This is a genomic window from Massilia sp. BKSP1R2A-1 (assembly GCF_050586525.1).
Classification (GTDB): Bacteria; Pseudomonadota; Gammaproteobacteria; order Burkholderiales; family Burkholderiaceae_D; genus Telluria.
Genome location: NZ_JBOBRE010000001.1, coordinates 319,339 through 340,246 on the forward strand (window position 1 = coordinate 319,339; position 20,908 = coordinate 340,246).

The window sequence follows — 20,908 nt, forward strand, 5'->3', positions numbered from 1 at the left end:
GAGACATGCGACAGCGCCGTTGGAAGACCTGGGCCCTGAGAGGCCTGGGAGGATTGCTGCTGCTCGTCGTCCTGGCGGCGCTGGCCGCCTGGCTCTACCTGCGCGCCAGCCTGGCCCAGCTGGACGGTGAACGGCAGGTCCCCGGGCTGTCCGCGGCGGTGACGGTCGAGCGCGATGCTGCAGGCGTGCCCTTGATCAGCGGAAGCAGCCGTCTCGACGTCGCCTATGCGACCGGCTTCGTCCATGCGCAGGAACGCTATTTCCAGATGGACCTGTTGCGCCGCACTGCCGCCGGCGAGCTGGCCGAGCTCTTCGGTCCGCGTGCGCTGCCGCTCGACCGCGCACGCCGCCTGCACCGTTTCCGCGCCCGCGCCGAACACACCCTGGCCCGCCTGCCGGCCGCGGACCGTGCCTTGCTCGACCGCTATGTTGCAGGGGCTAATGACGGATACAAGGCGCTGGGCGCCAAACCCTTCGAATACGCGCTGACCGGCACCGAGGCGCGCCCCTGGACGGCAACGGATTCGCTGCTGGTCGTGTGGGCCATGTACATCGACCTGCAGGCCATGCAGGAAGGCCGCGACCTGGCCCGCGGCTGGCTGCGCGAGCACAGCGACGCGGCGCAGCTGGCCTTCCTGCTGCCCGAAGCGAGCCGCTGGGACGCCACCCTCGACAAGGGCGCGGCCGTGGCGCCCGCGCCCATCCCCGAGCGCGCCCCGGGCTGGTGGGGCACGCCGCTCGACACCGCCGGCAGGCAGGTGGCATTGCGCGGCGCCGACTTCGTCGACAGCGTCGGCAGCAACAACTGGGCGGTGGCCGGCAGCCGCAGCAGCAGTGGCGCGGCAATCGTCTCGGACGACATGCACCTCGGCCTGCAGCTGCCGAACATCTGGTACCGCCTGGCACTGCGTTTCCCGGACGGGAAGGGCGGCCAGCGCCGCGTCGCCGGCGTCAGCCTGCCGGGCGCGCCGCCCACGGTCATCGCAGGCAGCAATGGGCAGGTGGCCTGGGCCTTCACCAACAGCTATGCCGACCTGATCGACCTGGTGGCGCTCGAACGCGATCCCGCCCGTGCCGGCCAGGTGCGCCTGCCTTCCGGCTGGGAGACCCCGCAAAGCCACGTCGAGATGATCGCCGTGAAGGGCGCGCAGCCCGAACGCTTCGTGGTGCGGGACACGTCGCTCGGCCCGATCCGCGAAGCGGCGGGGCGTCTCTATGCCGTGCGCTGGGTGGCGCACGACGATGCCGCCGTCAACCTCAATCATCTGCAATTCGAGACCGTCGCCAGCGTCGAGGAAGGCCTCGAGGTCGCCGCCATCGACGGCATCCCGGCCCAGAACATCGTCGTGGGCGATGCAGCCGGCAATATCGGCTGGACCATCGCCGGCACGCTGCCGGCACGCGGCACGGCGCAGTTCGCGACTACCTTCCCGGTAACTGGCGACACGCCGAGCTGGAGCGGCCTGCTGCCGGCCCAGCGCTATCCGCGCATCGTCAACCCGGCGGACGGGCAGATCACGACCGCCAACAGCCGCCAACTGATGGGCGAAGGCGCGGCCGTGCTCGGCGACGGCGGCTTCGACCTGGGCGCCCGCAACCGCCAGATCGCCGATGGCCTGCAGGCGCTGGGCGGCAAGCTCGACGTGCGCAAGGTCTTCGACGTGGCCCTGGATGACCGCGCGCTGTTCATGGCCGGCTGGCGCGAACGCGCGCTGCGCGTGCTCGATGCGCAAGCCATGAAGGGCCAGCCCCAGCGCGCCGAGTTCCGCCGCCTGCTGGAGCAGAGCTGGGATGGCCATGCCAGCGTCGATTCCGTCGGCTACCGCCTCGCGCGCGGCTATATGTGGGCGCTGCACGACCTCTTCTACGCCGGCGCCGGCAAGGCCATCACGGCCCTCGACCCGAAGGCACCGATCGCCGGCACCAGCCGCTGGCCCGAGGTGGTGGCCCGCCTGCTCGACGCCCGACCCAGCGGCTGGCTGCCGGCCGGCTACGCCGACTGGCGCGCGGTGGAACTGGCGGCCGTGGACCGCGTCATCGCTGAGCTCACCCAGGATGGCCAGGTGCTGGCCGATGCCACTTGGGGCGCCCGCAATACCGTTGAGATCGCGCATCCGATCAGCCTCGCGGTGCCGGCCCTCAAGCCGCTGCTGGGCGCGCCGGCGGACCGCCTGCCGGGCGACGCCAATATGCCGCGCGTGGCGGGGCCGAAGTTCGGGCAGTCGGAGCGCATGACGGTGTCGCCGGGGCGCGAAGAGGAGGGTTTGTACAATATGCCGGGCGGGCAGAGCGGGCATCCGCTGTCGCCCTTCTTCCTGGCGGGCCACAGCGAGTGGGTGAAGGCGGTGCCGGTGCCGTTCCTGCCGGGGAAGCCGAAGTACACGCTAAGATTCAAACCGTAGGGGTGGTCCAGTCCAGTGGACTGGACCAGGCGTCGTCGTCCGCGCGTCCAGCTAAAGAATGCGTCGCCACAGTGCATCCGTGAGTTGAACGCGCGGACGGCGAAGCCGTCCACCCTACTTAGCGGGCAAGGCCAAGGGCGCCGCCAGCATGCCGGTGATGTCCTCCGCGCTCGACGGATGCCCCAGGAAGTAGCCCTGCACCATATCGCAGCCATACTGCTCCAGCAACAGCAACTGCTCCCCGGTCTCCACCCCCTCGGCCACCACCACCATCTTGAGCCCGTGCGCCATCGCGATGATGGCGCGCGTGATGGCCGCGTTCTCGGAATCCTGCGGCAGGCCGTTGATGAAGCTGCGGTCGATCTTCAGCGCGCGCACGTCGAAACGCTTTAGATAGTTCATCGACGAGTAGCCGGTGCCGAAATCGTCGATCGACAGGAAGACCCCGATGCCGCGCAGCCGTTCCAGGGTCACCAGGGTGGCGCGCGCGTCGTCCATCAGCGTGCCTTCGGTCAGTTCCAGCTCCAGCAGGCGCGGCTCCAGTCCCGCGTCCAGCAGGGCCGAATGCACCATTTGCGACAGGTTCTCGTCCTTGAACTGCTTGGCCGACAGGTTCACCGCCATGCGCAGGGTGCGCCGGGCGTGGCGCTGCCAGGTGCGCGCCTGGCGGCAGGCGGTGCGCAGCACCCATTCGCCGATCGGCACGATCAGGCCGGTCTCCTCGGCCAGCGGAATGAACTCGGTCGGCGGCACCAGGCCGCGCTCCGGATGGCGCCAGCGCACCAGGGCTTCGACGCCGACGATCTCCGAGGTGCGCACGTCGCGCTGCGGCTGGTAGACGAGGTACAGCTCGTCGTTCTGCAGCGCCTTGCGCAGCCCTACCTCCAGCTTCACATGGCTTATGATCTGCATCGTCAGCGATGAGCTGTACAGCTTGGCGTTGTTCTTGCCGCAGTTCTTGGCGTGGTACATCGCGGTGTCGGCGTATTTCAACAGCGAGCCGCAGTCGTCGCCATCCTCGGGGAAGAGCGAGATGCCGATGCTGGCGGTGACAAAAATCTCGTTGCCTTCGATGAGGAAGGGCCGCCGCATCGCTTCCTTCACGCGCGTGGCGACATTGAGCGCATGCTCGACCCGTTCCAGGTCGGGAATCAGGATGGTGAATTCGTCCCCGCCCAAGCGCGCCAGGTTGCTCGCATTGTCCCCGCGCGAGACCAGATCGCTGGGGCGCGTCGTTTCGCGCAGGCGCTCCGACACCATCTTCAATAACTGGTCGCCGGCATTGTGGCCGAGCGTGTCGTTGATGCGCTTGAACGCATCCAGGTCCATGAACAGCACCGCGAACTTCTTGTTGCCGATCTTGGAGCGCTGCAACTCGCGCTCCAGCGTCTCGAGGAAGGCCTGGCGGTTCGGGATGCCGGTCAGGCTGTCGCTGTAGGCCAGGCGCCGGATCTGTTCCTCGGCGCGCTTTCGTTCGCTGATGTCGCGCACCAGGCCCAGCACCTGGGAGGCGCTGGTGGCCACCAGGCGCGCCTCGAAATGCTGGATCTCGCCACAGTGCTCCAGTTCGTACTCGACCGAGCGCACCTGCTGGGTGGTCAGCACGGTGCGCATCTGCTCGATGATGCTCGCGGCCACCTCCGGCGGCAGCACGTCGGTGATGTGCTTGCCGACCCTGGGTTGCTGCAGCGGCATCGCCCGCCCGCGTCCGGGACGCTCGTTGCCCGGCTCGTAATCGAGATAGAAGCCGTCGCGGTCGAGCCGGAAGAAAGTGTCGGGAATCGCGGCCAGCACCGCGCGGTTCTGCGCGTCGGCGATGCGCAGGCGTGCGATGGCGTCGCTGGCGCGCAGCACGTAGAGCACGCGGTGGCCGAGGATCGGCCAGTTGATGGGTTTCGAGACGAAGTCGGTGGCGCCGACCTCATAGGCGCGGGTGACGGCTTCCAGGTCGTCGCCGCCGGTGACCATCACGATCGGCACCGAGACGCCGTCTCGAATGTTGCCAACTTCGGCACGGCGGATCGCCGCGCAGGCCGCGAAGCCGTCCATGTGCGGCATGTCGACGTCGAGCAGGATCAGGTCGGGATTGCGCTCGGCCGCGAGCTGCACGGCCTGTGCGCCGTCCGCCGCCTCGATCGCGTCCAGCCCGACCTGGGCCAGCATCTCGAGCATCAGCAGGCGCATCACCGGGTCGTCGTCGGCAACCAGGACCGTTCCGCGCTTCGGGGAAGAAGAGGCTGGCATTCTAGGTTTCCTTCTCTAACATGGCGTGAAGCGACTGGCGGACCGACTGGAACTCGCGCTCCATGTCGGCAAGGATGCGCGCGGCCCCATCGACGGACTCCGCGCGGCCGAGTTGTTCGAGTTCCTTGCACAGCGAGGCCAGGTGGACGGCGCCGACGTTGGCGCTGGCCGACTTCAGGCTGTGGGCGACGCGCCGCACGCTGCCCGGGTCGTCGCCGTCGATCGCTTCGCGCAGGGTGGCCAGGTGGCGCGGGGTGTCGCCCATGTAGGCGGCCACCACCTTCTGCACCAGGGCGTCGCCGCCGTCGCGGGAGAGCGCCCGGATGTTTTCCAGCGCCGTGCGGTTGACCGCCTCGCGCTGGATCACCTCGACCGCTTCCGGCGGCAGGCGCGGCGGCGGGCGCAATGGCGCGTCGTCGTGGTGGCTGGTGGCGGCCATGGCGGCTCCCACCCAGCGGCCGATCACGGCGGCCAGCTGCTGCTGGGTGAAGGGTTTGGACAGGTAGTCGTCCATGCCGGCCGCCAGGCAGGCTTCGCGGTCGCCCTGCAGGGCGTTGGCCGTGATGGCAATGACCGGCAAGGTGCGCGCGCGGCCGGATTCGCGTTCGTGGCGGCGGATCGCGGCGGTGGCGGCGAAGCCGTCCATCACCGGCATCTGGCAATCCATCAGCACCGCGTCGAAAGCGCTGGAGCGCACCGCATTCAGCGCTTCCTGGCCGTTGCGCGCGCAGGTCGCCTCGATGCCGAGGCTCTCCAGCATCGCCTTGGCCACCTCCACATTGACCGGATTGTCCTCGGCCAGCAGCACCCGGCGGATGCGCGCGCGCGGCGCCGGCGCGGCCGGGGCCGGACGCGGCGTCGCGCTGGCCGCGACTGGCGCAGCAGTGGCGGGTACGGGAACCGGCGGCGCATGCAGGCGCGCCGCGCAGGCGGCGAGGCAGGCGTAGAGGTCGGCGGCGCGCGCGGGCTTGATCAGCTGGTAGGCCACGCCGGCGGCGCGCCGCTGCACCGGGTCGGCCGCCTGGGTTTCAAGGCTGAGCAGCACCAGGTGGGTGCCACGCGCGGCGGCGTCGGCCTTGATCGACGCCGCCAGCGCGAGGCCGCTGGTGTGGGTGAGTTCCATGTCGAGCAGCGCGGCGTCATACGGCCGGCCGGCGCGCGCCGCGCTCAGGATGCATTCGTAGGCCGCGGCCGTGCTGGCGGCGCCGTCGGCCTGGGCGCGCCAGTCGCGCAGCTGCTGGGTGAGGTCTTCGCGGACTTCTTCGTCCTCGTCGACCACCAGCACGCGCAGGCCCTCGAGGGTATGCTGGCGATGGCCGGGCGCGCTCGGGTCCACGCGGCGCTTGTCGAAGCTCACCGTGAACCAGAAGATCGAGCCGCGCTGCGGCGCGTTGTCGACCCCGATGGCGCCGCCCATCAGCTCGACCAGCTGCTTGGAGATCGCCAGCCCCAGACCGGTGCCGCCGTAGCGCCGCGTGGTCGAGTCGTCGGCCTGCGAGAAGGCTTCGAACAGGCGCGCACGCGCCTCGCGCGAAATGCCGATGCCGGTGTCGTGCACCTCGAAGCGCAGCATGACGGACTGGGTGTCTTCGCCCGCCACCCGCACCCGCGCCAGGATGCGGCCCTGGTCGGTGAACTTGATGGCATTGCCCAGCAGGTTGGCCATGATCTGGCGCAGCCGGTTCGGGTCGCCGCAGATCGCCACCGGGATGTCGTTGGCGATGTCGAAGTCGAAGCCGATCCCCTTGCCGGCCGCCTGCGGGGTGTAGACGTTGTGGATGTCGTCCAGCAGGTCCCAGAGGTTGAAGTTGATGTACTCGATGGTGAGCTTGCCGGCCTCGATTTTCGAAAAATCCAGGATGTCGTTGATGATCACCAGGAGGTGCTCGCCCGAGCGCTTCACCAGGGTGGTGTAGTTGCGCTGCGACTCGGTGAGCTCGGTCGCGAGCAGCATCTCGGTCATGCCCAGCACGCCGTTCATCGGGGTGCGGATCTCGTGGCTCATGGTGGCAAGAAAAGCGCTCTTGGCGCGGCTGGCCGCTTCGGCCGCGTTCTTCGCCTTTTCCAGCTGCTCGGTGCGCACGCCGACCTGGCGTTCGAGCTCGTCGCGGTGGTGCAGCAGGGCGGCGCCGCGGTCCTCGATCTGGGCCATCATGGTGTTGAAGCTGTCGATCAGGATACCCAGCTCGTCGGTGCGCTGGTGGGCGATGCGCAGGCTGTAGTTCTGGCTGCTGGAAACCTTCTGGGCGGCCTGGATCAGCTTCGTCACCGGTTCGGCGATGCTGCGCTTGAAGCGGCCCGCCATCGCGACCGACACCAGCAGCGAGGCCAGCATCGCCAGGCCCATGACCGCGAGGCCCGCGAGGATGTCGATCCAGGTGTTCACCAGGTCGGTCTCGATCATCACCACGCCGACCTGCAGCTCGCCGTCGCGTACCGGCTGGTAGAGGCGCATGGTGCGCGAAAGCAGGCGCTGGCCTTCCCGGTTGGCAGTGGCCAGGGCGTCGGCGTCGACGCGCTCGAGGGCCTGCGCTTCCCATTCCCCGTCGGCGGGGAAGTGGGCGAAGGGCTGGCCGTGGCGGTCGTAGAGCACGGCGGCCGAGATGTCGCGCTTGGCGGCCAGGGTGGACAGGGCGGCGACGGCGCGCTTGCGGTCGCGCAGCAGCAGGTGGTCGCTGCTCGTGGCGCCGATCACCTGGGCGAAGGTTGCCAGCTGCATCGCCTCGTCCTTGCGATGGTTGGCCACCGAGGTTGCCGCAAAGGCGGCGAACACGCAGGCCAGCGCGGTCGCGGTCGACAGCAGCGAGATGATGGTCAGCTTCTGGTTCAGACTGGAGCGCTCGAAGTTCGGCATGCTGATCCCGGAGGCACGGCGGAGCAGACCTGCAACGGACGAAGCAGGGCCTCCTTTGCGGAATGCAAATTCCCGCAAGAAAAAAATATACGTTCAGGGGAGGGGAGGGGCGTTGAGGGAGGTCAAGAGGGTGTAGACAGGTAATCGTGCGCGAAAAAAAAAGGGACGCCGCAGCGTCCCTTCTCCGTTCAGCGCGCCGCCATCAGCAGCACGTCGCCCGCTTCCCGCCGTAGCGCGCCTCCTGGCGCTCGCGGAAGAACTCCTCGTACGTCATCGGCGTCTGGTCCGGATGCGTCCTTTCCATATGCGACACATAGGTGTCGTACTCGGGCAGGCCGACCATCAGGCGCATGCTCTGCCCGAGGTACTTGCCTGCCGTCTTGCCGGCGTCGAGCAGGGCGCCGAACATCACTGCACCTGTGCGCCGGACATGGCGACGTACGGGGTTTCCTTCGCGGTCGGGCCGCTGCTCGCGCGCGAGGCGAGGATGGTGCGGATGCCGTAGAACACCACCGCCAGCACCACGAGGATGAAGAAGCCCGCCAGGGTCGCATCGACGTAGTCGTTGAAGATGATGCGTTCCATCTGCTCGACGGTCTTGGCCGGCGCCAGCACCGTGCCGGCGTCGTGGGCGGCCTGGAACTTGTTGGCGTGGGCCAGGAAGCCGACCTTCGGATCGGCCGAGAACACTTTCTGCCAGCCGGCGGTGAGGGTACAGGCCAGCAGCCAGACGGTCGGCACGATGGTGACCCAGGCGTACTGGGCGCGCTTCATCTTGAACAGCACCACGGTGCCGAGGGTCAGCGCAATCGCTGCCAGCATCTGGTTGGCGATGCCGAACAGCGGCCACAGGGTGTTGATGCCGCCCAGCGGATCGACCACGCCCTGGTACAGGAAGTAGCCCCAGGCCGCGACGCACAGGCCGGTGGCCAGCAGGTTGGCCGGCAGCGATTCGGTACGCTTGAGCGACGGGGAGAAGGCGCCCAGCAGGTCCTGCAGCATGAAGCGGCCGGCGCGGGTGCCCGCGTCCACCGCGGTCAGGATGAACAGGGCCTCGAACAGGATCGCGAAGTGGTACCAGAAGGCCATCATGGCCTGGCCGCCGACCACGTTCGACAGGATGTGGGCCATGCCCACCGCCAGGGTCGGGGCGCCGCCGGCGCGCGAGATGATGGTGTGCTCGCCGACGTCCCTGGCCATCTGCTCCAGGGTTTCAGGGGTGATCACGAAGCCCATGTTCGACACGGCCGCGGCGGCGGTTTGCGCCGTCGTGCCCAGCACGGCGGCCGGGCTGTTCATGGCGAAGTAGACGCCCGGGTCGATGGTGCTTGCGGCGACGAGGGCCATGATGGCGACGAACGATTCCATCAGCATGCCGCCGTAGCCGATGAAGCGGGCGTGGGTTTCGTTCTCGATCATCTTCGGCGTGGTGCCCGAGGAGATCAGCGCGTGGAAGCCGGAGACGGCGCCGCAGGCGATGGTAATGAACAGGAAGGGGAACAGGTTGCCCGACCACACCGGGCCGCTGCCGTCGATGAACTTGGTCACGGCCGGCATGCGCAGGTCCGGTGCGACGATCACGATGCCGATGGCCAGCGCCACGATGGTGCCGATCTTGAGGAAGGTCGACAGGTAGTCGCGCGGCGCCAGCAGCAGCCACACGGGAATCACGGAGGCGACGAAGCCGTAGCCGATCAGCATCCAGGTCAGTTCGGTGCCGGTGAAGGTGAAGGCCGGACCCCAGGTCGGCGAATCGTGGACCCACTGGCCGCCGATGATGGCCAGCATCAGCAGCACGAAGCCGATGATCGAGACTTCGCCGATGCGGCCCACGCGCACGTAGCGCGAGTACAGGCCCATGAAGAGGGCGATCGGGATGGTGGCCATCACGGTGAAGGAGCCCCACGGCGAGCCGGTGAGCGCCTTCACGACGATCAGCGCCAGCACGGCCAGGATGATCACCATGATCATGAAGCAGCCGAGCAGGGCGATCAGGCCGGGGATCTCGCCCATCTCGGACTTGATCAGGTCGCCCAGCGAACGGCCGTCGCGGCGGGTCGACATGAACAGCACGATGAAGTCCTGGACGGCGCCGGCGAAGACGACGCCTGCCAGGATCCACATCATGCCGGGCAGGTAGCCCATCTGGGCGGCCAGCACGGGGCCGACCAGCGGGCCCGCGCCCGCGATCGCGGCGAAGTGGTGGCCGAACAGGACGTATCGGTTGGTGGGGACGTAGTCCAGGCCGTCGTTGTATTTATAGGCCGGGGTCTGGCGCGTCGGGTCCAGGCCCAGCGCCTTGTAGGCGATGTATTTGCTGTAGAAGCGGTAGGCGATCAGGTAGACGCAGACTGCCGCGGCGACGATCCAGATCGCATTGATGGTTTCGCCGCGCTTGACCGCGATGAACCCGAGCGAAAAGGCGCCGAGGATCGATAGCGCGATCCAGCCGAGCGTGCTCGACATTCGTTTCATGGTGCTCCTCCGAGGATGGATTTGACAACTTGTTGTATCCCGCATGCGAACGGCCCCATGCGGGCGGATTTTTGGACAGGCTAGCGCAAAGTATGTTGCATCATTATCAGCACGACAAGCGCATGATTACGCAGTAGCTGCGTAGTAGTACGTAGGCCGAAGAGCCTGCTTGAGCTTAGAATGCTGGTCCGTAGGGTGGGCGGCCCCCCGCCCACGCGTTCGAAATCACGGTGAAATCATCGTGCGCGGCCTTTTTGCGATAACTATCACCGCGTGGGCGGGGGACCGCCCACCCTACGAAAAACATGAAACTTCGGCAAAAGGTCATTGTTCTGGCCATCGCCCCCCTGATCGTGGCCCTGTGCGCCATCGCCCTGTTCGTGCGCCAGCAGGCCGTCGACCTGGCCCGGCAGCAGCGCGCCACCATCCAGCGCGCCTACCTGGCCAGCAAGGAGGCCGAGCTGCGCCATTACGTGGCCCTGGCCAGCCAGTCGATCGGCCACCTGGTCCGCTCCGGCCGCAACGACCCCGACACGCTGGAGGAAGCCAAGCGCATCCTCGGCGCGCTCAGCTTCGGCGACGACGGCTACTTCTTCGTCTACGACATGAAGGGCAAGAGCCTGATGCACCCGCGCCAGCCCGAGCTGGTCGGCCGCGACATGTGGGACTGGAAGGACGCCAACGGCGTGCCCACCATCCGGCGCCTGATCGAGCGCGCCCAGGCCGGCGGGGGCTTCCACCGCTACACCTGGGCCAAGCCGTCTTCGAACCGCCAGGCGCCCAAGCTCGGCTACGTGGTGCCGGTGGCGAACTGGGGCTGGATGATGGGCACCGGCATCTACCTCGACGACGTGGAAAACGCGCTCACCCAGATCGACGCCCAGCAGTCGCGCAATATCGACGAAACCCTGCTGTGGATCGCCGGCCTGGCGATCCTGGCGTCGAGCGCGGTGGCCGCCGGCGGCCTGGTGCTGAATCTGCGCGAGCTGCGCGTGGCCGACGCCAAGCTGAAGGCCCTGGCCCAGCGGGTGGTCGACTCGCAGGAGCAGGAACGGGCGCGCCTCTCGCGCGACCTGCACGACGGGATCAGCCAGGCGCTGGTCTCCGTCAAGCTGCAACTGGAAGCTGGCATCATCCGCCTGGGCGGCGACGCGGCCCAGCAGCAGGCCGGCAAGGAAGGCCTGGAACGCACGGTGGAGCAGGTGAAATGCGTGCTGGGCGAGGTGCGGCGCATTTCGCACGACCTGCGTCCGGCCCTGCTGGACGACCTGGGCCTGGCCCCCGCGCTCGACCACCTGGCCAGCGAATCGCACCGCCATAGCGGCACGCCGGTCCGCTTCCGGGTCGAAGGGGCCGTGGATGCGCTGCCCGAGACGGCGGGCACGGTGCTGTTCCGCATCGCCCAGGAAGCCCTGACGAACGCCGAACGCCACGCCGGCGCGCGCCTGATCGACCTGTCGCTGGTGCGGCGCGGCCGCTGCCTTACGTTGACGATTCGCGACGACGGCGCGGGCTTCGACGCCGACAGCGTGGCGGTGCACCCGCAGCGCGGGATCGGCCTGCGCAATATGATGGAACGGATGGAAGCGATCGGCGGACGCCTGGAGATCGCCTCCAGCCCCCAGGGCACCCGCGTGGTGGCCAGCATCGACCTCGAGGAACACGCATGAGCGAACGAGACATCAACATCCTGCTGGTGGACGACCACCCCCTGGTGCGCGACGGCCTGCGCGCGCGCCTGGAAGCGGCGCCACGCCTGCGCGTGGTGGGCGAGGCGGGGTCCGCCGAAGAGGCGCTGGAGCAGGCCGGCATTCTGCAGCCCGACCTGGTGCTGATGGACGTGAACATGCGCGGCGACAGCAATACCAGCGGCATCGAAGCCACCGCCCGCCTGACGCAGCGCTTCCCCGGCATCGCGGTGCTGATGCTGTCCATGCACGACCGGCCCGAGTACGTGACCCAGGCCATCCAGGCCGGCGCGCGCGGCTATGTGCTGAAGGACGCGCCGGGCAAGGACATCGTGCTGGCGATCGACACCGTGATGGGCGGCGGCATCTATTACAGCGCCGCCCTGGCGCGCCAGCTGGCCAGCCCGCCGGCCGCGGCCTCCGGCTATGGCGAAGGCCTCACCTCGCGCGAGCAGGAGATCCTGCGCTTCATCGCGGCCGGCCAGTCGAACAAGGGCATCGCCCGCGAACTCGACCTGTCGGTGCGCACGGTCGAAACCCACCGCCTGAACATCAAGCGCAAGCTCGGGATCGAGGGTCAGGCCGAGCTGATTCGCTACGCAATACAACACGCCAGCCCCTAAGTCTGCATATTAGTGTCCGTAGAGCAATACAGGTGTTGCTTTCTGATAAGCACTACAATAAGATTGACTGAATATCATTGAGAAGCCTCCACAATGGCCGAGCTGGACCCACACCCATTTCCGCTGGTAGCAATCGACCCGGTCGCCAATGGGCAGAACGAGTGGGTGGCGCTATACCTGCGGGTTGAGGGCGTCGCCCCGACGCCGCAGGACCTGCAGACGGTGTTCGGTTCCCCGGACCTCTTGACCGCGATCGCGCCACTGGACGGTCTCCTGATACTCGATCACCCGGCTTCACTGACGCCGCCGGTGCTGGCCCTGCTGCCGGCCAACCGCATCGGCTTCGTGGTGGCCGCAGGCGCGCTGGCGCAGGACGGCGTGACGCGCCGCCTGGCCGAACTCCATGAAATCGGCTACCGCATCTGGCTCGACGGCGACGCCCCAGAGGGCGTGACCGTCCCGCCGGCCTTGCGCACCGTGTCGCGCGATTGCAGCGTCGACGCGCTGCCGCCGGGCCGCCTGTTCGCCCTGTTCGGCCCCCACCTTGCCACCCGCGTCGACAGCGCCCGGCGCTTCGGCGAATGCGAGATGGCCGGCTTCGACTGGTTCAGCGGCGATTATCCCTACGACCCCGTGCTGGCGGGGCAGGGCGGCGACGGCAGTTCGCGCAAGCGCATCCTGACCCTGCTCGGCCTGCTGGCGCGCGACGCCGACTCGCGCGAGCTCGAAAACCAGCTCAAGCAGGACCCGGCGCTGTCCTTCCACCTGCTGAAACTCGTGAACTCGGCGGCCTTCGCGGTCAGCTCCCAGATCACCAGCTTCAACCAGGCCATCAGCCTGCTCGGCCGGCGCCAGTTGCAGCGCTGGCTGCAATTGCTGCTGTACGCGCGCCAGCAGCCCGACGGCCTGCCGAACCTGCTGCTGCCGCTGGCCGCGCGCCGCGGCGCCCAGCTGGAGGCCCTGTGCAAGGAAGCTGGCGGGGAGCGCGACGACTGCGACCTGGCCTTCATGACCGGCGTGTTTTCTCTCCTCGACCGCCTGCTGCAGATGCCGATGAGCGAAATCGTCGCCGAGCTGTTCCTGCCCGAGCAGGTGTCCGAGGCGCTCCTGCACCGCACTGGGCCATTGGGAAGCTGGCTGCGCCTGGCGGAGACCCGTCCCACGGAGCAGGAGCTGTTTGAGGCCGGCATCAGCCCCACCGCCTGGTGGCACAGCCAGATGAACGCCTATCATTGGGCAATCCAGGTAGGCCGTAATGTCTGATATGCATGCACTGGTCCCCGCCCTTACATCGCTCGACTTTGTCGGCGCCTCCAGTGCAGTGTGCGATGCGGTGCTGCGCCTGCGCGGCGACACCCTCCATGCCGCCCTGGGCGGCGCGGCAGCCGGCCTGCTGAATAGTCCGCGCGGCCGATTCGTGCCGGGCGCCGGCGTGGCCGCACCTTTCGGGCCCGGCCCGGTGCTGCGCCAGGTGGTGGCGGGCGTGTCCGAGCAGTTCGGCATCTACGAAGTGGCGGGGCGATGCAGCTATACGGTGGACGATGCGCGCCAGCTGGAGGGACTGGCGCACCTGACGGCCTCCCTGATGCAGGTGCACTCGCTGGCCCAGCGCTCCACCCACGCCTATGCGCAGATGGAAGCGCAGCTGGCGCACCAGTCGCAGATCCTCGACCAGATCCACGAATCCGTCCTGACGATGGACCAGATGGGCTACATCACCAGCTGGAACCGCGGCGCCGAGGAGCTGTTCGGCTACACGGGCCTGGAAGCCATCGGCCGCAACATCCTGTTCCTGTACGCGGACGAAGACGAGGACATGCCGGACGCTTTTGCCGAGCAGGGCGGGCGCATGATGGAAGTGAAGCGCCGCAAGAAGTCCGGCGAGGTGTTCTGGGCCAGCCTGTCGCTGTCTCCCCTGCGCGATTTGGCCGAGCGCCCGATCGGGCTGATCGCCTATCTGACCGACATCACGGAACGCAAGCAGGCCGAGGAACAGCTGCACCACCTGGCCTACTACGACGAACTCACCGGCCTGCCGAACCGCACCCTGTTCGCGCGCCTGGTCGACCAGGCCCTGATGGTCGCGCAGCGCAACGAAACTTCCGGCTGCGTGATGTTCATGGACATCAACCGATTCAAGCGCATCAACGACACCCTCGGCCGCCGCATCGGCGACGAGCTGCTGCGCCAGGTGGCCAAACGTGTGCGCGACACCCTGCGTGATGAGGACGTGGTGGCGCGCCTGTCGGGCGACGAATTCGCGGTGGGCCTGTTCGACATCCGCCAGCATTTTGAGGCGACCACGGTGGCGCAGAAGCTGCAGCTGGCGCTGGACGCGCCTTTCCTGATCGGCGGCCACGACCTGCGCGTGGGCGCCAGCATCGGCATCAGTGTGTTCCCGCAGGACGGCAGCGACGCCGAGACCCTGCTCGGCCTGGCCGACATCGCGATGGAGCGCGCCAAGCAGGCGGCGGCGAATCCCGACCGCAGCGTGGCTTTCTACAGCCAGGACATGAACCAGGGGATGCAGGAACGCATGCGCATCGAATCGGGCCTGCGCCAGGCGCTGGGCAACGGTGAGCTGATTCTGTATTACCAGCCGAAGTTCGAGATCGGGTCGGACCGCATCGTCGGCGCGGAGGCGCTGGTGCGCTGGGTGCATCCGACCCGCGGCGTGGTCCCACCGAGCGAATTCATTCCGCTGGCCGAGACCACGGGCCTGATCGTGCAGGTGGGCGAGTGGGTGCTGGAGCAGGCGTGTGCGCAGGCGGCGATCTGGCAGCGAGCGGGTGTGCCGCCGTTCCGGCTGGCGGTGAATGTGTCGGCGCGCGAATTTACCGCGTCACTGCCGGAGCGCGTGGCAGATACGCTGGCGCGCTATCAGCTCGATCCGTCGTGGCTGGAGCTGGAGATCACCGAGAGCACGCTGATGCACGACTTCGAACGCGTGACCGGCATCATGGATCACATCAACAAGCTGGGCGTGGCGCTGTCGCTGGACGATTTCGGGACGGGGTATTCGAGCCTGTCCTACCTGAAGCGCTTCCCGATCGATACGCTCAAGATCGACCGCTCGTTCACGACCGGGATTCCGGTGGACGGCAGCGATTGCGCGATCGCGGGGACCATCATCAGCATGGCGCGCCAGCTCGGGCTGCGTGTGATCGCGGAAGGCGTGGAGACCGTGGAACAGCTGGACTTCCTGCGCGAGGCGGGCTGCGACGAGGTGCAGGGCTACCTGTACAGCAAGCCGCTGCCGGCCTTCGACTTCGAGCGCTGCCTGCGGGAGAACTGGCTGCTGGTGGCCTGATTGTCCTGACCGGTGTTGATGATTTATGTATAATGCTGCTTCCTCAGAGGAAGCGTGGCCGAGTGGTTGAAGGCAGCAGTCTTGAAAACTGCCGACGGGGGAACCCGTTCGTGAGTTCGAATCTCACCGCTTCCGCCAAGCATGCTGAACAAAAAGCCCCACGCGATGGGGCTTTTTTTTCGTCCTCGGCCTGCGCGTCCAGCGGCATGCAAGTGACCCGCAGTAAATTGTGGCATTTGGTTTGATTGCAGGTAACATACGGTAGCCCCAGCATTCCATGAAGCGTGCCACTCACCGAAAGATCATGCTGCTCGATAAACTATTCCACCTATCCTTCGACGCTTCTCCGATCGGGCAATATTTGCTGGCGCCTACCGAGAAGCTCGAGATCCTCGCCGTCAACCAGGCCTTCCTCACCGCAGTCTCGCGGACCCGCGCCGAAGTCCAGGGCCTGCCGCTGTTCGAAGCCTTCCCGAACGATCCCAATGACGCCGCCGGCGACGGAATGCGCAAGCTGGCCGACTCGATTGCGACGGCGATTGCATCGGGCGAGCGCCAGACGATCCAGGCGCAGCGCTATCCGATCGAAATGCACGCGGATGGGCGCAGCTGGTTCGAGGACCGCTACTGGAGCGCGACCAACACGCCGATCTACGGCGACGATGGCGCCTTGCTGTGCATCTCGCACACCACGATCGACATTACCGACCGGGTCGGCTACGAAAAGTCCTTGCGCGCCAGCGAGAGCCGGCTGAGCGCCTATGTGGCGGCGACCTCGGACGTGCTATACCGGATGAGTCCCGACTGGAAGTACATGCATGAACTCGACGGCCGCGGCTTCCTCAAGACCACGACCGGCTGGGCCGAATACCACATCGAGCAGTATGTGCATCCGGAAGACCTGGCGCTGGCCCGAGCGCATATCCAGGAAGCGATCGCGCACAAGACCCTGTTCGAACTCGAACATCGCGTGCTGCGGGTGGACGATTCGCCTGGCTGGACCTATTCACGCGCGGTGCCCTTGCTGGACGCGGCGGGCGAGATCTACGAATGGATCGGCTCGGCCAGCGACATCACCGAACGCAAGCTTGCGGAACTGAAACTGAAGGACATCGACCGCCGCAAGGACGAGTTCCTGGCCATGCTGGCGCACGAGCTGCGCAATCCGCTGGCGCCGATCAGCTCGGCCGCCGAGCTGCTGCTGCTGGCGGACGTCGACAAGGCGCGCCTGCGGCGCACCAGCGAAATCATCGTACGGCAGGTCAAGCACATGACGAGCCTGGTCGACGACCTGCTCGACGTCTCGCGCGTGACGCGGGGTTTGGTGGAGCTCGACAAGACCGAGCTCGATATCGCGCTGATCGTCGCCGACGCGGTCGAACAATCGGCGCCGCTCATCCAGGCGCGGCGGCAGCAGTTGTCGATCGACGCGATTCCCCGCGAAGCACGGGTGGTGGGGGACAAGAAGCGCCTGGTGCAGGTATTTGCCAACCTCGTCAACAACGCGGCGAAGTACACGCAGGAGGGCGGCGCCATCGGTGTCAGCGTCGGCATGGACGGCGCCCATGTCGTGATCAAGGTCAGCGATGACGGCGTCGGCATGGAAGCGCAGCTGGTCGAACGGGTGTTCGACCTGTTCGCGCAGGCCATCGTGACCTCGGACCGCTCCTCCGGCGGCCTGGGGCTCGGGCTGGCGTTGGTGAAGAACATCGTCGAGCTGCACGGGGGCACCGTGAAATGCCAGAGCGCCGGCCCAGGCAAGGGCAGTACCTTCACTGTCTGCCTCCCGGCGCTGGGAGCGCGCAGCGAGCCGGCCGGCGCAGGGGCGGACGCGCGCCAGGCCGGGGCCCCCGCGCCGCCGCTGCGCCTGATGGTCGTGGACGACAATGTGGACGCCGCCGAGGTCCTGAGCATGTTGCTCGAGGCGGCCGGGCATGAGGTGGCGATTGCCCACGAATCCCTGCGCGCACTCGAACTCGCGCGCAACGAGCGCCCCGACGTGTGCCTGCTCGATATCGGCTTGCCCGGCATGGACGGGAACGAGCTGGCGCAGCGGCTGCGCGCCCAAGCGGAAACCTCGTCGGCCGTGCTGGTTGCCGTGACCGGTTACGGGCAGGCCGAAGACCGCCAGCGTTCGCTGGAATCCGGGTTCGACCATCACCTGGTCAAGCCCGTGGATTACGACGAGTTGAGCGCGGTGCTCGAAAGCGCCGGCGCCGCGAAGTCCGGCAGGCAAGCGGCAAGCGCCTGAGGGCTGGCTGCGGCCGGCCTGCCAGGCAGCGCAGGACCCGCGTCGCGCGACCCTATCGGTTATTCGACCGATACCGCCGCGGCGGCATTCTCCCTACACTGGTCTCACTTACCCACCACACCAGAGGAGAACGCCATGACCGCCATCACCACCTCGTTGCGCCTGATCGCCGCCGCCGCCGCTTTCGCCGCCATCGGCACCCAGGCCGCAAGCGCCGCAGCCGTCGACGCCGACGTCAAGCCCTCGGTCGTCATCGTCCACGGCGCCTTCGCCGACGGTTCCGACTGGTCCAAGGTCATCCCGATCCTGCAGGCCAAGGGTGTGAAGGTCACCGCCGTCCAGAACCCGCTCACTTCCCTGGCCGACGACGTCGCCGCCACCCGCCGCGCCATCGCGGCCCAGCCGGGCAAGGTGGTGCTGGTCGGCCACTCCTGGGGCGGCACCGTGATCACGGACGCCGGCCAGCACGACAAGGTCGCCAGCCTGGTCTACGTCGCCGCCTTCGCCCCGGACGCCGGCAAGTCGACCGCCGACACCGGAGAGGGCTACCCCGCAGCCCCGGGCAGCAAGCGCTTCGTCGCCGATGCGGAAGGCTTCCTGAGCCTGCCCGAAGCCGCGATGCGCGAAGACTTCGCCCAGGACGTGCCGGCCGCGCAGGCCGCCGTCATGACCGCGACCCAGGGCCCGATCCAGGCCAAGGCCTTCGCCGACAAGGTGAGCAACGCCGCCTGGACCACCAAACCTTCGTGGTTCATCGTCAGCACGCGCGACCGCATGATCGACCCAGGCCTGCTGCGCGCGATGGCGAAGAAGATCAACGCCAGGACCACCGAGCTGCAGGCCAGCCACGTGCCGCAGCAGTCACGCCCCGCGGACGTGGCCAAGGTCATCCTCGACGCTGTCGCCGCATCCAAGTAAAGGCAGCTAGGGCGCGCAGCGGATGTCGAAGGCGCCCTCGCCGGCGAGCAGAGAAACCTGCTCGATCAGCGCGCGCATCTTCGGCTGGTGCTGGGTGCGCATCGGGAAGTAGAGGAACAGGCCGGAGGTCTCGGGCACGAAGCGGGTCAGCACCCGCACCAGCCGTCCGGCATCCACGTCCTCCTTGATCTCGAGGTCCGGCAGGTAGGTGATCCCCATTCCCTGGCGCGCCCATTCGGCCAGCATCTGGGTGTCGTTGGCGCTCAGGTGGGCATCGATGTCGAGCAGCAGTTCGCCTTCCGGCCCGTTCAGGCGCCATGGCGGCAGGCGGCTCGCGGTGGTGAAGCGGTAGCGCAGCGCCTGGTGCCGCAGCAGGTCTTGCGGGCGTTCGAGGCTGCCCGCCTTGTCGAGGTAAGCGGGCGAGGCGACCAGCGACCATGACAGGGGCTGGCTGAGACGGATGGCCACCATGTCCTGCGCGATCGCCTGTCCCAGCCGGATGCCGGCGTCCAGACCCTGCGTCACCAGGTCGGCCAGGCCGTCGTCGAGCGACAGGTCGACCTTGACGTCGGGGTAGGCGGCGCGCATGCGCGGCACCAGGTGACGCGCCACGAGAAAGCCGAAGGTGCGCGGCGCGGTGATGCGCAGGTGGCCGGACGGGCGGCTCTGGTGACGCGACAGCTCGCTGAAAGCGTCGTCGATCTGGCCGACCGCCGGCTTGACGGCCGCTTGCAGGGTCGCTCCCGCTTCGGTCAGCGCGACGCTGCGGGTCGTACGGACGAACAGCGCGACGCGGTGCTGCTTCTCCAGCGCGCGTACACCCTTGCTGACCGCCGTCGGCGTGATGTTCAGGCGCCGGGCGGCCAGGGTGAAGCTGCGCTCCTCGGCAACGGCAAGAAACAGGCGGATGAGGTCGAGCGAGCTCATCTTATTTGATTATGAACTGTTGGTTCATTGCGCATGTCCATTATGGTGCTTTTTCGCAATGATGCCAGAATCTACACTGGCTTCACACCTTTTTTGGAGACTGACATGAACAAACTGCCTCAAGCGATCGCCAACTTCGTCGACGCCAACAACGCCATGGATCCGCAGCGGATTGCGGCCGCCTTCAACTCCGATGCCAAGGTCTTCGACGAAGGCCACCTGCGCAGCGGCCGTGAGGAAATCGCCGCCTGGGCCAGCGACTACGTCGCCCGCTACCAGTCCACGATGGAGCCGACCGGCGTGGTCCAGGCCGGAGACGCGCATGTCGTCCGCGCCACCGTGCGCGGCACCTTCCCGGGCAGCCCGATCGCGCTCGACTTCCACTTCCTGCTGCAGAACGGTGGCATCCAGTCGCTGGAGGTGACGGCATGAGCGCCTATTCCTTCCAGGGCAAGCACGCCCTCGTCACTGGCGGCACCATGGGCATGGGCGAGGCCACCGCGCTCCGCCTGGCACAGGACGGCGCGGTCGTGATCACGACTGCCCGCCGCGCGCCGGAAGCCCCGCTGCCCGGGGTGCGCTACATCGAAGCGGACCTTGCAACGAGCGCGGGCGCAGCCCATGTCGCCGACGTGGTCCGGCGCGAATTCGGCCACCTCGACTTCCTGGTGAATAACGTGGGCGGCTCCTCGGCGCCGGGCGGCGGCGCGCTGGCGCTGACCGACGCGCTGTGGGACGCGGCGCTGCAGGCCAACCTGATGTCCGCCGTGCGCCTGGACCGCGCCTTCCTGCCCGCGATGCTCGAACGCGGCAGCGGCGCCATCGTCCACATCACCTCGATCCAGCGACGCCTGCCGCTGTTCGAATCCACCGTCGCCTATGCCGCGGCCAAGGCGGCGCTCAGCAACTACAGCAAATCGCTGGCCAACGAATTCGGCCCCAAGGGTATCCGCGTGAACAGCGTGGCGCCCGGCTTCATCGAAACCATCGCGACGCAGGCCTTCATCGAACGCCTGGCGCAACACGGCGGCAGCACCATGGATGAGGCCAGGCAGCAGCTCATGGCTTCGCTGGGCGGCATCCCGATCGGCCGTCCCGGCAGGCCGGAGGAGGTCGCCGAGCTGGTCGCCTTTCTCCTGTCACCGCTGGCGGCCTCGGTCCATGGGGCCGAGTACGTGATCGACGGCGGCACCATCCCGACTGTCTAGGCAGTCTT

The 20,908-nt window shown here is 67.7% G+C and carries 14 protein-coding genes and 1 tRNA gene; 10 read left to right on the forward strand and 5 right to left on the reverse strand.

The window, feature by feature from the left end; genetic code table 11:
- Positions 1-5 precede the first annotated feature (5 nt).
- Positions 6-2,402 (forward strand): penicillin acylase family protein, encoded by a 2,397-nt coding sequence (locus tag ACQ7JA_RS01410; RefSeq protein ID WP_430894125.1) that lies wholly within the window; start codon positions 6-8, stop codon positions 2,400-2,402.
- Positions 2,403-2,516: 114 nt separating this feature from the next.
- Here ACQ7JA_RS01410 and ACQ7JA_RS01415 read toward each other — a convergent pair whose 3' ends face one another.
- From ACQ7JA_RS01415 to ACQ7JA_RS01430, 4 genes are all read right to left on the reverse strand, one after another.
- Complete coding sequence (locus tag ACQ7JA_RS01415) at positions 2,517-4,646, reverse strand: putative bifunctional diguanylate cyclase/phosphodiesterase (protein ID WP_430894126.1); 2,130 nt, start codon at positions 4,644-4,646, stop codon at positions 2,517-2,519.
- 1 nt (position 4,647) lies between these two features.
- Positions 4,648-7,500 (reverse strand): response regulator, encoded by a 2,853-nt coding sequence (locus ACQ7JA_RS01420; RefSeq protein ID WP_430894127.1) that lies wholly within the window; start codon positions 7,498-7,500, stop codon positions 4,648-4,650.
- A 202-nt stretch (positions 7,501-7,702) separates the two neighbouring features.
- Positions 7,703-7,909, reverse strand: a complete 207-nt coding sequence (locus ACQ7JA_RS01425; protein ID WP_258829805.1) for a YbdD/YjiX family protein — start codon at positions 7,907-7,909, stop codon at positions 7,703-7,705.
- Positions 7,909-9,975, reverse strand: coding sequence for a carbon starvation CstA family protein (locus tag ACQ7JA_RS01430; protein ID WP_430894128.1), 2,067 nt, complete (start codon positions 9,973-9,975; stop codon positions 7,909-7,911). Before ACQ7JA_RS01430 ends, ACQ7JA_RS01425 begins: the two co-directional genes overlap by 1 nt.
- A gap of 305 nt (positions 9,976-10,280) precedes the next feature.
- Here ACQ7JA_RS01430 and ACQ7JA_RS01435 point away from each other — a divergent pair, with 305 nt between their 5' ends.
- The 7 genes from ACQ7JA_RS01435 (at position 10,281) to ACQ7JA_RS01465 (ending at position 18,765) form a co-directional block, all read left to right on the forward strand.
- Complete coding sequence (locus ACQ7JA_RS01435; RefSeq protein WP_430894129.1) at positions 10,281-11,645, forward strand: cache domain-containing protein; 1,365 nt, start codon at positions 10,281-10,283, stop codon at positions 11,643-11,645.
- Positions 11,642-12,286, forward strand: a complete 645-nt coding sequence (locus tag ACQ7JA_RS01440) for a response regulator (RefSeq protein WP_430894130.1) — start codon at positions 11,642-11,644, stop codon at positions 12,284-12,286. The genes ACQ7JA_RS01435 and ACQ7JA_RS01440 overlap by 4 nt, the downstream gene beginning before the upstream one ends.
- A 93-nt stretch (positions 12,287-12,379) precedes the next feature.
- Positions 12,380-13,549, forward strand: coding sequence for an EAL and HDOD domain-containing protein (locus ACQ7JA_RS01445; RefSeq protein WP_430894131.1), 1,170 nt, complete (start codon positions 12,380-12,382; stop codon positions 13,547-13,549).
- Positions 13,542-15,596 (forward strand): putative bifunctional diguanylate cyclase/phosphodiesterase, encoded by a 2,055-nt coding sequence (locus ACQ7JA_RS01450; protein ID WP_430894132.1) that lies wholly within the window; start codon positions 13,542-13,544, stop codon positions 15,594-15,596. The genes ACQ7JA_RS01445 and ACQ7JA_RS01450 overlap by 8 nt, the downstream gene beginning before the upstream one ends.
- Positions 15,597-15,644: 48 nt before the next feature.
- Positions 15,645-15,734, forward strand: a tRNA-Ser gene (locus ACQ7JA_RS01455).
- A gap of 166 nt (positions 15,735-15,900) precedes the next feature.
- Positions 15,901-17,847 carry a hybrid sensor histidine kinase/response regulator gene (locus ACQ7JA_RS01460; protein WP_430894133.1) on the forward strand — a complete coding sequence of 649 codons (1,947 nt, stop codon included), beginning with the start codon at positions 15,901-15,903 and terminating at the stop codon, positions 17,845-17,847.
- A gap of 135 nt (positions 17,848-17,982) precedes the next feature.
- Positions 17,983-18,765: an alpha/beta fold hydrolase gene (locus tag ACQ7JA_RS01465; RefSeq protein ID WP_430894134.1), complete on the forward strand. Its 783-nt coding sequence runs from the start codon at positions 17,983-17,985 to the stop codon at positions 18,763-18,765.
- A 6-nt stretch (positions 18,766-18,771) separates the two neighbouring features.
- Here the strand turns inward: ACQ7JA_RS01465 and ACQ7JA_RS01470 are convergent, their stop codons facing one another.
- Positions 18,772-19,692 carry a LysR family transcriptional regulator gene (locus tag ACQ7JA_RS01470; RefSeq protein ID WP_430894135.1) on the reverse strand — a complete coding sequence of 307 codons (921 nt, stop codon included), beginning with the start codon at positions 19,690-19,692 and terminating at the stop codon, positions 18,772-18,774.
- A gap of 105 nt (positions 19,693-19,797) precedes the next feature.
- Between ACQ7JA_RS01470 and ACQ7JA_RS01475 the strand changes: the two genes are divergently transcribed.
- Together ACQ7JA_RS01475 and ACQ7JA_RS01480 are read left to right on the forward strand one after the other, a co-directional pair.
- Positions 19,798-20,124, forward strand: coding sequence for a nuclear transport factor 2 family protein (locus ACQ7JA_RS01475; protein ID WP_430894136.1), 327 nt, complete (start codon positions 19,798-19,800; stop codon positions 20,122-20,124).
- Positions 20,121-20,900, forward strand: coding sequence for an SDR family oxidoreductase (locus ACQ7JA_RS01480; RefSeq protein WP_430894137.1), 780 nt, complete (start codon positions 20,121-20,123; stop codon positions 20,898-20,900). The genes ACQ7JA_RS01475 and ACQ7JA_RS01480 overlap by 4 nt, the downstream gene beginning before the upstream one ends.
- Positions 20,901-20,908 lie beyond the last annotated feature (8 nt).

Excerpts from the sequence above, each read along its gene's own strand:
- ACQ7JA_RS01460 (WP_430894133.1), top strand. The coding sequence starts at position 15,901 with ATGCTGCTCGATAAACTATTCCACCTATCCTTCGACGCTTCTCCGATC.
- ACQ7JA_RS01420 (WP_430894127.1), bottom strand. The coding sequence starts at position 7,500 with ATGCCGAACTTCGAGCGCTCCAGTCTGAACCAGAAGCTGACCATCATC.
- ACQ7JA_RS01410 (WP_430894125.1), top strand. The coding sequence starts at position 6 with ATGCGACAGCGCCGTTGGAAGACCTGGGCCCTGAGAGGCCTGGGAGGA.
- ACQ7JA_RS01470 (WP_430894135.1), bottom strand. The coding sequence starts at position 19,692 with ATGAGCTCGCTCGACCTCATCCGCCTGTTTCTTGCCGTTGCCGAGGAG.
- ACQ7JA_RS01465 (WP_430894134.1), top strand. The coding sequence starts at position 17,983 with ATGACCGCCATCACCACCTCGTTGCGCCTGATCGCCGCCGCCGCCGCT.
- ACQ7JA_RS01425 (WP_258829805.1), bottom strand. The coding sequence starts at position 7,909 with ATGTTCGGCGCCCTGCTCGACGCCGGCAAGACGGCAGGCAAGTACCTC.
- ACQ7JA_RS01480 (WP_430894137.1), top strand. The coding sequence starts at position 20,121 with ATGAGCGCCTATTCCTTCCAGGGCAAGCACGCCCTCGTCACTGGCGGC.
- ACQ7JA_RS01475 (WP_430894136.1), top strand. The coding sequence starts at position 19,798 with ATGAACAAACTGCCTCAAGCGATCGCCAACTTCGTCGACGCCAACAAC.
- ACQ7JA_RS01415 (WP_430894126.1), bottom strand. The coding sequence starts at position 4,646 with ATGCCAGCCTCTTCTTCCCCGAAGCGCGGAACGGTCCTGGTTGCCGAC.
- ACQ7JA_RS01430 (WP_430894128.1), bottom strand. The coding sequence starts at position 9,975 with ATGAAACGAATGTCGAGCACGCTCGGCTGGATCGCGCTATCGATCCTC.
- ACQ7JA_RS01450 (WP_430894132.1), top strand. The coding sequence starts at position 13,542 with ATGTCTGATATGCATGCACTGGTCCCCGCCCTTACATCGCTCGACTTT.
- ACQ7JA_RS01445 (WP_430894131.1), top strand. The coding sequence starts at position 12,380 with ATGGCCGAGCTGGACCCACACCCATTTCCGCTGGTAGCAATCGACCCG.
- ACQ7JA_RS01440 (WP_430894130.1), top strand. The coding sequence starts at position 11,642 with ATGAGCGAACGAGACATCAACATCCTGCTGGTGGACGACCACCCCCTG.
- ACQ7JA_RS01435 (WP_430894129.1), top strand. The coding sequence starts at position 10,281 with ATGAAACTTCGGCAAAAGGTCATTGTTCTGGCCATCGCCCCCCTGATC.